Source organism: Phenylobacterium sp., from assembly GCF_031412415.1.
Classification (GTDB): domain Bacteria; phylum Pseudomonadota; class Alphaproteobacteria; order Caulobacterales; family Caulobacteraceae; genus Phenylobacterium.
The window spans coordinates 1-7913 of record NZ_JANOCX010000067.1; the positions used below are offsets into that span (position 1 = coordinate 1).

The window sequence follows — 7913 nt, forward strand, 5'->3', positions numbered from 1 at the left end:
GAGGTCCACGCGGTCGGCATGTACGGTCCCCGCGGCGCGGGTGTCGCCGAGCGCGACGGGGTGATGGACCAGATCGACATCATCGAGGGCACGCTGGGCAAGGCGTTCGGCGTCATGGGCGGCTACATCGCGGCCGACGCGGTGATCGTCGACGCCATCCGGTCCTATGCCGACGGCTTCATCTTCACGACCTCGATCCCGCCGGCGCTCGCCGCCGGCGCCGTGGCCTCGATCCGCTACCTCAAGGACCACAACGAGGTCCGCATCGCGCATCAGGAGCGCGCCGCGACCTTGAAGGCCCGCCTTCTGAAGGCCGGCTTGCCGGTCATGCCCTCGGTTAGCCATATCGTCCCCGTGCTGGTGGGTGACGCGGTCCACTGCAAGATGATTTCCGATATCCTGCTGGCCGACTACGGAATCTACGTGCAGCCGATCAACTACCCGACCGTGCCGCGCGGCACCGAGCGGCTGCGCTTCACACCGTCCCCGGCGCACGACGACGACATGATGGAGTACCTGGCCGGGGCGCTCGAGACGCTCTGGGTCCACTGCAACATCGCTCGTGTTGGCGGCGTGGCCGCCTAGCTTGTGATTGGGGTCGCGAGGGCGCATACCCGCGCGGCATTAAATCTTTCAGGAGACCCACCGGGTTCGCTGATCAAAACCGCGCGGCAAGGCCGCAGATGTCACTTCCCGCGACGAACGCCCCGGCCCAGGCCAATCTTCTTGGCGAAGTCGCTGCGCCGCGCCGCATAGGCGGGCGCCACCATCGGATAGTCAGGCGGCAGGCCCCAGCGGCGGCGATAGTCGTCTGGGCTCATGTCGAACCGCGACCGCAGATAGCGCTTCAGCATCTTCAGCTTCTTGCCGTCTTCCAGGCAGACGATGAAGTCGCTTTGGATCGATCGGTTGATCGGCACGGCGGGCTTGGCCCGCTCTTCCGGCGGTGCGGCGACGCTGCGGCCCAGCGACTCCAGCGCGCCATGCACGGATCGGATGATGTCAGGGACCGAGTCCACCGAGACCGTGTTGCGGCTCACATAGGCCGAGACGATATCGGCGCCGAGACGCAGCAACTCGCCCGAACGACCCTCGGGTTCGACATCGATACTCATACAGAGCCCCCTGACCACGCGATGACAACGTCCGTGAAGGGCCGCGCAAGGGCGCCTCCGGTCAGCTTGGAACGCTCGCCGGCCGAGTTTGTTCCCGGCATTTGGTTCACCCGGCCGAAGGGGCTAAAGAGCGCCCCTGGCCACCGTCCGTCCCGAGATTCCCGAAAGCCACGCCCATGACTGTCCATACGCAAACTCTTTCCGACGCCTTCTTCTTCGCCGGCGTCGCCGACAGCGATCCCGACATCGCCGCGGTGCTTTCGCGCGAACTGAAGCGCCAGCAGGACCAGATCGAACTGATCGCGTCCGAGAACATCGTCTCCAAGGCGGTGATGGAGGCCCAGGGCTCCGTCCTGACCAACAAGTACGCCGAGGGCTATCCCGGAAAGCGTTACTACGGCGGCTGCGAGATCGTGGATGTGGCCGAGGAGATCGCCATCGCCAGGGCCAAGCAGATCTTCGGCTGCGAGTACGCCAACGTGCAGCCGCACTCGGGCAGCCAGGCCAATCAAGCGGTGTTCATGGCGACCATGAGCCCCGGCGATACGTTCATGGGCATGGATCTGGCGGCGGGCGGCCACTTGACCCACGGCAAGAGCGTCAATCAGTCGGGCAAGTGGTTTCGGCCGGTGGCCTACGGCGTGCGCCAGCAGGACCACCTGATCGACTACGACATGGCCGCAGAGGTCGCCCTGGCCGAAAAGCCCAAGGTCATCATCGCCGGCGGCTCGGCCTATAGCCGTGAGATCGACTTCGCCCGTTTCCGCCAGATCGCCGACAGCGTGGACGCCGTCCTGATGGTCGACATCGCGCACTATGCGGGTCTGGTGGCCGGCGGGGCCTATCCGAACCCGTTCCCCCACGCCCACGTCGTCACCACCACCACCCACAAGACCCTGCGGGGTCCGCGAGGCGGCATGATCCTCACCAACTCCAAGAAGTTGGCCAAGAAGATCGACAGCGCCGTCTTCCCGGGCCTGCAGGGCGGCCCGCTGATGCATGTGATCGCCGCCAAGGCCGTGGCCTTCGGTGAGGCGCTGAAGCCCGAGTTCAAGCTCTATGCCCGTCAGGTGGTCGACAACGCCCGCGCGCTGTCGGACAGCCTGCAGGCCGCCGGCTTCAAGATCGTCTCCAACGGCACCGACAGCCACCTGATGCTGGTCGACCTGACGCCCAAGGGTGTGTCGGGTTCCGACGCCGAGGTTGCTCTGGAGCGCGCCAACATCACCACCAACAAGAACGGCATCCCTTTCGACCCGCTGCCCCCGATGCAGACCTCCGGCCTGCGGGTCGGCACGCCGGCCGGCACGACGCGGGGCTTTGGTCCGGCCGAGTTCCGCCAGGTCGGGACCTGGATCGGCGAAGTTCTGGACGGCCTTTCCAAGGGCGGCGACAACTCCGCGGTCGAAGCCAAGGTCAAGGCCGAGGTGCTGGCGCTGACGAAACGATTCCCCATCTACGGCTAGACCCTGTATTTGGGGGTCTCGTAGGCCGGGAGGGGCTACATCATGCGCTGCCCATTCTGCGGCCACGCCGAGAGCCAGGTGAAGGACAGCCGCCCGTCGGAAGACGGCGCGGCTATTCGCCGCCGCCGGCTCTGCCCCGAGTGCAACGGCCGCTTCACCACCTTCGAGCGGGTGCAGCTTCGCGAGCTGACCATCCTGAAGCGTTCGGGACGACGCACGCCGTTCGAACGTGACAAGCTGGCGCGCTCGATTTCGATCGCCACCCGCAAGCGGCCGATCGAGCCCGAGCGTATCGAGCGGATGATCTCGCTGATCGCTCGCCAGCTCGAGAGCATGGGTGAGACCGAGCTGCCGTCGTCCGTCGTCGGCGAGATGGTTATGAAGCAGCTCAAGAGCCTCGATGACGTCGCCTATGTCCGTTACGCCTCGGTCTATCGCGACTTCCGCGAAGCCGGCGAGTTCGCGACCTTCCTGGGCGAAGAGGGGCTGAGCGAGGCCTCCGAGGATGAGCGGTAGAGTCACCCTCAAGCTCGCTACCTCGCTGGATGGTCGGATCGCCACCGCCACGGGCGAGAGCCGCTGGATCACCGGGCCCGAGGCTCGCGAGGCGACGCACCGGCTGCGCTCGGAGCACGACGCCGTGATGGTGGGCGTCGAGACCGCCCTGGCCGACGATCCCGAACTGACGGTCCGCCTGCAGGGCTGGACCGGTCCTCAGCCGGCCCGTGTCGTGCTGGACAGTCGCCAGCGGTTGGCCGACGGCTGCAAGCTGGTCGCCACCGCGCGCGAAATCCCGACCTACGTGATCTCCACCGCCCCTCCGGAGCGGCGGCTGACCGACGCCGGCGTCCGCGTCCTGCAGGTGCATGCCGTCGGCGACGAGCGGCCGGAGTTGCATGACGTTGTGGAAACCCTGGCAAGGGAAGGGCTGACGCGCCTGTTCGTCGAGGGTGGCGGCCAGGTGGCGGCGAGTTTCCTGCGTTGCGGCCTGGTGGATCGCCTGGAGTGGTTTCGCGCGCCTATTGTCATTGGCGGGGAGGGGCGGCCGGGCATCGGCGCCCTGGCGGTCACGGCCCTCGCCGAGGCGCCGAAGCTGCGCCGTCTTGAAGTCCTGGAGGTCGGCGCCGATCTCTGGGAGCGATACGAGAGGATCTGAATGTTCACCGGCATCGTCACCGATGTGGGCCGCGTCCGCGCCGTCCGCGACACCAACCGCGACCGCAGGTTCGAGGTGGAGACCGCCTTCGACCTGTCCACCGTCGACATCGGCGCGTCAGTCAGCCACGCCGGCTGCTGCCTCACCGTGGTGGAGAAGGGCGAGGGCTGGTTCGCCGTAGAGGTCTCTGGAGAGACCCTGTCGATGACCACCCTGGATGAATGGAAGGCCGGCGATCCGGTCAATCTGGAGCGCGCGGCACGGGTTGGCGACGAACTGGGTGGCCACATCGTCTCGGGCCATGTCGACGGTGTCGGAGAGGTGATCTCCATCGAGAGCGAGGGCGGTTCGCACCGTGTCCAAATCCGCGTCCCGCGCCCGCTGCACCGCTATATCGCGCCCAAGGGCTCCATCACGGTCCAGGGCGTGTCGCTGACGGTGAACGAGGTGGAGGATGACGTATTCGGCGTGAATCTGATCCCCCACACCTGGGACGTGACCACCTTAGGCAGGCTCAAGGTCGGCAGCCGCGTGAACCTCGAGATCGATATGCTGGCGCGCTATCTCGCCCGCTGGCGCGAAACGGCCTAAAGGGTCGGTTCGAGAAGGATCCCGCATGCTTGAAGAGAAAATCCGCATCCTCGTGGTCGAGGCGCGCTTCTATGACGATCTGGCCGACGAGCTGCTGAAGGCGGCCGCCGATGTGATCACCGCTCATGACGCGGAATACGACGTCATCAGCGTGCCGGGCGCGCTGGAGATCCCCGGGGCCATCGCCATCGCCGAGGAGGGCGGCCACCGCCCCGCGGGCAAGCGCTACGACGGTTATGTCGCGCTGGGCACGGTGATCCGCGGCGAGACCTATCATTTCGAGATCGTCTCCAACGAGTCGGCGCGCGGCATCATGGACCTGGCCATCGGCAAGCGCCTGGCCATCGGCAACGGCATCCTCACCGTCGAGGACGGCGAGCAGGCCTGGGCGCGGGCGCGGGCCAGCGAGGGCGACAAGGGCGGCGGCGCGGCGCGTGCGGCCCTGGAGATGATCGCGCTCAAGCGCCAACTGCTGGGTCAGGTCGCCCGATGAGCGGGACGGCCAACAGCAAGCGTTCGGTGGCCCGCCTGGCCGCGATCCAGGCCCTGTACCAGATGGAAGTTTCCGGCGCGGGCGTGGAGGCGGTGATCCGCGAGTTCGCCGACCATCGCTTTGACCGCGGCATGGAGGGCGACGCCCCCACCGAACACGACACCCTGGCCAGCGCCGACGAGGAGTTCTTCGCCGAGCTGGTGCGCGGGGTGGTCGGCGCCCAGCGCGAGATCGACAGCGCCGTGGTCAAGCGGTTGGCCAGCGGCTGGCGGCTGGAACGCCTCGACGCCACGGTGCGCGCCATCCTGCGGGCCGGGGCCTACGAGCTGTCCCACCGGGCCGACGTGCCCACCGAGGTGGTGATTGACGAGTACGTCGAGCTGGCCAAGTCGTTCTTCGAGGGCCCCGAGCCGGGCTTCGTGAACGGCGCCCTGGATGCGGTGGCCCAGGATGTCCGAACCCGATGAGTTCGAGCAGATCGCGCGCCTCTACCGCCCGCTGACCAAGGGGGCGGCGGAGGCCTTCGACCTGTTGGACGACGCCGCGGCGATCCCCTCGCGGCCAGGTTTCGACCTGGTGATCACCAAGGACGCCATGGTCGAGGGCGTGCACTTCCTGCCCGGCGAAGCGCCGGATCTGATCGCGCGCAAGCTGCTGCGGGTGAACCTCTCCGACCTGGCCGCCAAGGGGGCCGAACCCTACGGCTACTTCCTGGCTGTCGCCTGGCCGCCTGGCTTCGGTTGGCCGCAGCGGCAGGCCTTCGCCGCCGGGCTCGCGGCGGACGGCGAGGGACTGGTTCTTCTGGGCGGCGACACGGTTTCCACGCCCGGACCAATGACCGCATCCCTGACCATGCTTGGCTGGGTTCCGGCAGGCGGCATGATCCGCCGCGGGGGGGCGAAGGTCGGCGACTTCGTCTTGGTCAGCGGGACGATCGGCGACGGATGGCTGGGCCTGGCGGCGGCGCGGGGCGAGTTGCCCGACCCGGACGGCTATCTGGCGGGCCGCTACCGCCTGCCCACACCGCGCCTTGATCTGCGGGAATCTCTTCGCGCCCATGCCAACGCCGCGGCCGACGTTTCTGACGGCCTGATCGCCGACGCCGGCCATATCGCCAAGGCCAGCGGGGCAGGCTTGCGGCTCCATCTCGACCGCCTGCCACTCTCACCGGCGGCCACCCGCTGGCTGGCCGACCAGTCCGATCGCGGCGCGGCTCTGCGGACGCTGGCGTCGGGCGGCGACGACTATGAGGTCGTGTGCGCCGTGGCTTTCGACGCTGCCTCCATCGTTGGAATGACGGCCATCGGCGAGATCACGGAGTACGCCGCTATCCAAGTGCTGGTCGACGGAACCCCGATCGATCCAGGTCCCGGCGGCTGGCGTCACGGCTAGTCGCCGCGCACCCGGGCGTAGAGGTAACAGTCTTCGGGGTCGTCGGTGCTGAACCCGGCCTTCCGCAACAGTCCCTCACGGACATAGCCGCACCGCTCGGCGATCCGCCATGAGGCTTGATTCCAGGTCTCGATGATCAGTTGCAGCCGAAAGCAGCCCGGCCGTTCCGCGAACAGCAGATCGGTCAGCAGGCGTGTGGCCTCCGAGGCGTAGCCCTTCCCACGATCTGCGGCGTCGTGGACGATGTAGCCCAACTCGTAGCCATGAATGCAGGGCGCGGAGCGATAGAACTGCATGGTGCCCACCATCCGCCCGCCCGTAGTCTCGACGATGGCGACCGCGCCGGAGTCCTCCAGCCACAACCCCGTCGCAGCGTGAACTTCCTGGAGTCGCGAAAGATCAGTGAGAGGTTCGGTGATCGAGGCCGTGAAGAGGTGCGGCGCGATCTGCGGCAGATCGGCGGGCTCGATGCGTCGGAGGCTGACCGACCTGCCTTCTGCGATACGGATACTGCGGGTCCCCCGACTGGTGCGCGTCAAGGGTCGCAGGGGCGCAAGGTTGCGGCAACCATATTCAGCCACGATGGTCCCATGCTTCGACGCGCCCTCATCGCCGCCCTCGCACTGCTCGCCGCTGCACCCGCCCTGGCCGCCGAGGAGAAGAAGGGCGCGCCGAAGGATATCGGCCAGTATGTCGATCTGTCGCCCGTGGCCTTGCCCGTTGTGGTGGACGGAAAGCTGGTGAACTACGTCTTCGTGTCGGTGCGCGTGCTGTTGAGCACTTCAGCCAACACCGCCAAGCTGCGCGAGCGTGAGCCGTACTTCCGCGACGCCCTGGTGCGCGCCGGCCATCGCACGCCCTTCACCAGCGCCAAGGACTATACCAGCGTAGACGAGGCTAAGCTGCAGGCCGCGATGATGCGCGAGGCGGTGGCCATCGCCGGGAGCAAGGACATCAAGTCCGTCTCAATCCTCAATCAGGCGCCCAAGCGGCGGATGGCGCCGCCCAGGGCCGCGGGCCCGCGTGGCGGCTCTGAAATCCGTCCCTAGCCGGCCCGGCGCTGCTCGGGCCTTGGTGAACAGGGCGTTGCGCGCGCCGGTTACAACTGGCAACGTCGCGTGACCATAAAGGGGCGGCGGATCCACGACGTCCCGAACCGGGGAAACCATCAGGGCCTGGAACGTCGGCGAACGCCCTTGGGGCGTGGTCGGCCAACTCCGTGCAATCCATAGGGGCGCTTAAACTATGAGTTCTGAGACTACGCTTTGGCTGGTGATCGCCGCCGGCTTCCTGGCTGTGCTCTACGGAGTGCTCCAGACCATGTCCTTGTTGCGGGAATCTCCCGGCAACGCGCGGATGCAAGAGATCGCCGCGGCCATTCAAGAAGGCGCGCAGGCCTATTTGAAGCGCCAGTACACCGCTATCTCCATCGTGGGCGTGGTGGTGTTCATCGCCCTGGCGATCCTGTTCCGCAGCTGGGAACAGCCGGTCGGCTTCTTGATCGGGGCCGTGCTTTCAGGCGCCGCCGGCTTCGCCGGCATGCTGATCTCCGTCCGCGCCAACGTCCGCACGGCGCAGGCCGCCTCGGAAGGCCTGGCCAAGGGCCTGAAGCTCGCCTTCACCTCCGGCGCCATCACCGGCCTGCTGGTCGCGGGCTTCGCCCTGATCGGCGTCGCCGGCTACTACGCCATCCTTACCCA

At 67.4% G+C, this 7913-nt stretch carries 12 protein-coding genes; 10 read left to right on the forward strand and 2 right to left on the reverse strand.

The window, feature by feature from the left end; translation table 11 throughout:
* On the forward strand, positions 1-585 hold a 585-nt coding region (locus RMO04_RS03310), incomplete at its 5' end, for an aminotransferase class I/II-fold pyridoxal phosphate-dependent enzyme (protein WP_309643372.1).
* Between the two features lie 101 nt (positions 586-686).
* Here RMO04_RS03310 and RMO04_RS03315 read toward each other — a convergent pair.
* A complete protein-coding gene (locus RMO04_RS03315; protein WP_309643373.1) occupies positions 687-1115 on the reverse strand; it encodes a MucR family transcriptional regulator in 429 nt (142 codons plus the stop codon).
* Between the two features lie 176 nt (positions 1116-1291).
* Here RMO04_RS03315 and glyA point away from each other — a divergent pair, with 176 nt between their 5' ends.
* From glyA to thiL, 7 genes are read left to right on the forward strand one after another with little or no spacing between them, the layout of a single operon-like run.
* Complete coding sequence (glyA, locus tag RMO04_RS03320) at positions 1292-2581, forward strand: serine hydroxymethyltransferase (protein ID WP_309643374.1); 1290 nt, start codon at positions 1292-1294, stop codon at positions 2579-2581.
* A gap of 42 nt (positions 2582-2623) precedes the next feature.
* On the forward strand, positions 2624-3097 hold the full coding sequence (gene nrdR / locus RMO04_RS03325) for a transcriptional regulator NrdR (RefSeq protein WP_309643375.1): 474 nt from the start codon (positions 2624-2626) through the stop codon (positions 3095-3097).
* The gene (locus tag RMO04_RS03330; protein ID WP_309643376.1) at positions 3087-3737 is read left to right on the forward strand and encodes a RibD family protein; all 651 of its coding nucleotides are present in this window, start codon (positions 3087-3089) and stop codon (positions 3735-3737) included. The genes nrdR and RMO04_RS03330 overlap by 11 nt, the downstream gene beginning before the upstream one ends.
* Positions 3738-4328, forward strand: a complete 591-nt coding sequence (locus tag RMO04_RS03335) for a riboflavin synthase (RefSeq protein WP_309643377.1) — start codon at positions 3738-3740, stop codon at positions 4326-4328.
* 25 nt (positions 4329-4353) lie between these two features.
* Positions 4354-4821, forward strand: coding sequence for a 6,7-dimethyl-8-ribityllumazine synthase (gene ribH / locus RMO04_RS03340; protein WP_309643378.1), 468 nt, complete (start codon positions 4354-4356; stop codon positions 4819-4821).
* Positions 4818-5288, forward strand: a complete 471-nt coding sequence (gene nusB / locus RMO04_RS03345) for a transcription antitermination factor NusB (RefSeq protein ID WP_309643379.1) — start codon at positions 4818-4820, stop codon at positions 5286-5288. Before ribH ends, nusB begins: the two co-directional genes overlap by 4 nt.
* The gene (gene thiL, locus RMO04_RS03350) at positions 5257-6213 is read left to right on the forward strand and encodes a thiamine-phosphate kinase (RefSeq protein ID WP_405041457.1); all 957 of its coding nucleotides are present in this window, start codon (positions 5257-5259) and stop codon (positions 6211-6213) included. Before nusB ends, thiL begins: the two co-directional genes overlap by 32 nt.
* Here thiL and RMO04_RS03355 read toward each other — a convergent pair.
* Positions 6210-6794 carry a GNAT family protein gene (locus RMO04_RS03355; RefSeq protein WP_309643381.1) on the reverse strand — a complete coding sequence of 195 codons (585 nt, stop codon included), beginning with the start codon at positions 6792-6794 and terminating at the stop codon, positions 6210-6212. The two genes, thiL and RMO04_RS03355, sit on opposite strands and share 4 nt — an antisense overlap.
* A 9-nt stretch (positions 6795-6803) precedes the next feature.
* Between RMO04_RS03355 and RMO04_RS03360 the strand changes: the two genes are divergently transcribed.
* Positions 6804-7262, forward strand: coding sequence for a hypothetical protein (locus RMO04_RS03360; protein ID WP_309643382.1), 459 nt, complete (start codon positions 6804-6806; stop codon positions 7260-7262).
* Positions 7263-7458: 196 nt separating this feature from the next.
* A partial coding sequence (locus tag RMO04_RS03365; protein WP_309643383.1) for a sodium/proton-translocating pyrophosphatase occupies positions 7459-7913 on the forward strand: 455 nt, incomplete at its 3' end.

Excerpts from the sequence above, each read along its gene's own strand:
- RMO04_RS03315 (WP_309643373.1), bottom strand. The coding sequence starts at position 1,115 with ATGAGTATCGATGTCGAACCCGAGGGTCGTTCGGGCGAGTTGCTGCGT.
- glyA (WP_309643374.1), top strand. The coding sequence starts at position 1,292 with ATGACTGTCCATACGCAAACTCTTTCCGACGCCTTCTTCTTCGCCGGC.
- nrdR (WP_309643375.1), top strand. The coding sequence starts at position 2,624 with ATGCGCTGCCCATTCTGCGGCCACGCCGAGAGCCAGGTGAAGGACAGC.
- RMO04_RS03330 (WP_309643376.1), top strand. The coding sequence starts at position 3,087 with ATGAGCGGTAGAGTCACCCTCAAGCTCGCTACCTCGCTGGATGGTCGG.
- RMO04_RS03335 (WP_309643377.1), top strand. The coding sequence starts at position 3,738 with ATGTTCACCGGCATCGTCACCGATGTGGGCCGCGTCCGCGCCGTCCGC.
- ribH (WP_309643378.1), top strand. The coding sequence starts at position 4,354 with ATGCTTGAAGAGAAAATCCGCATCCTCGTGGTCGAGGCGCGCTTCTAT.
- nusB (WP_309643379.1), top strand. The coding sequence starts at position 4,818 with ATGAGCGGGACGGCCAACAGCAAGCGTTCGGTGGCCCGCCTGGCCGCG.
- thiL (WP_405041457.1), top strand. The coding sequence starts at position 5,257 with ATGCGGTGGCCCAGGATGTCCGAACCCGATGAGTTCGAGCAGATCGCG.
- RMO04_RS03360 (WP_309643382.1), top strand. The coding sequence starts at position 6,804 with ATGCTTCGACGCGCCCTCATCGCCGCCCTCGCACTGCTCGCCGCTGCA.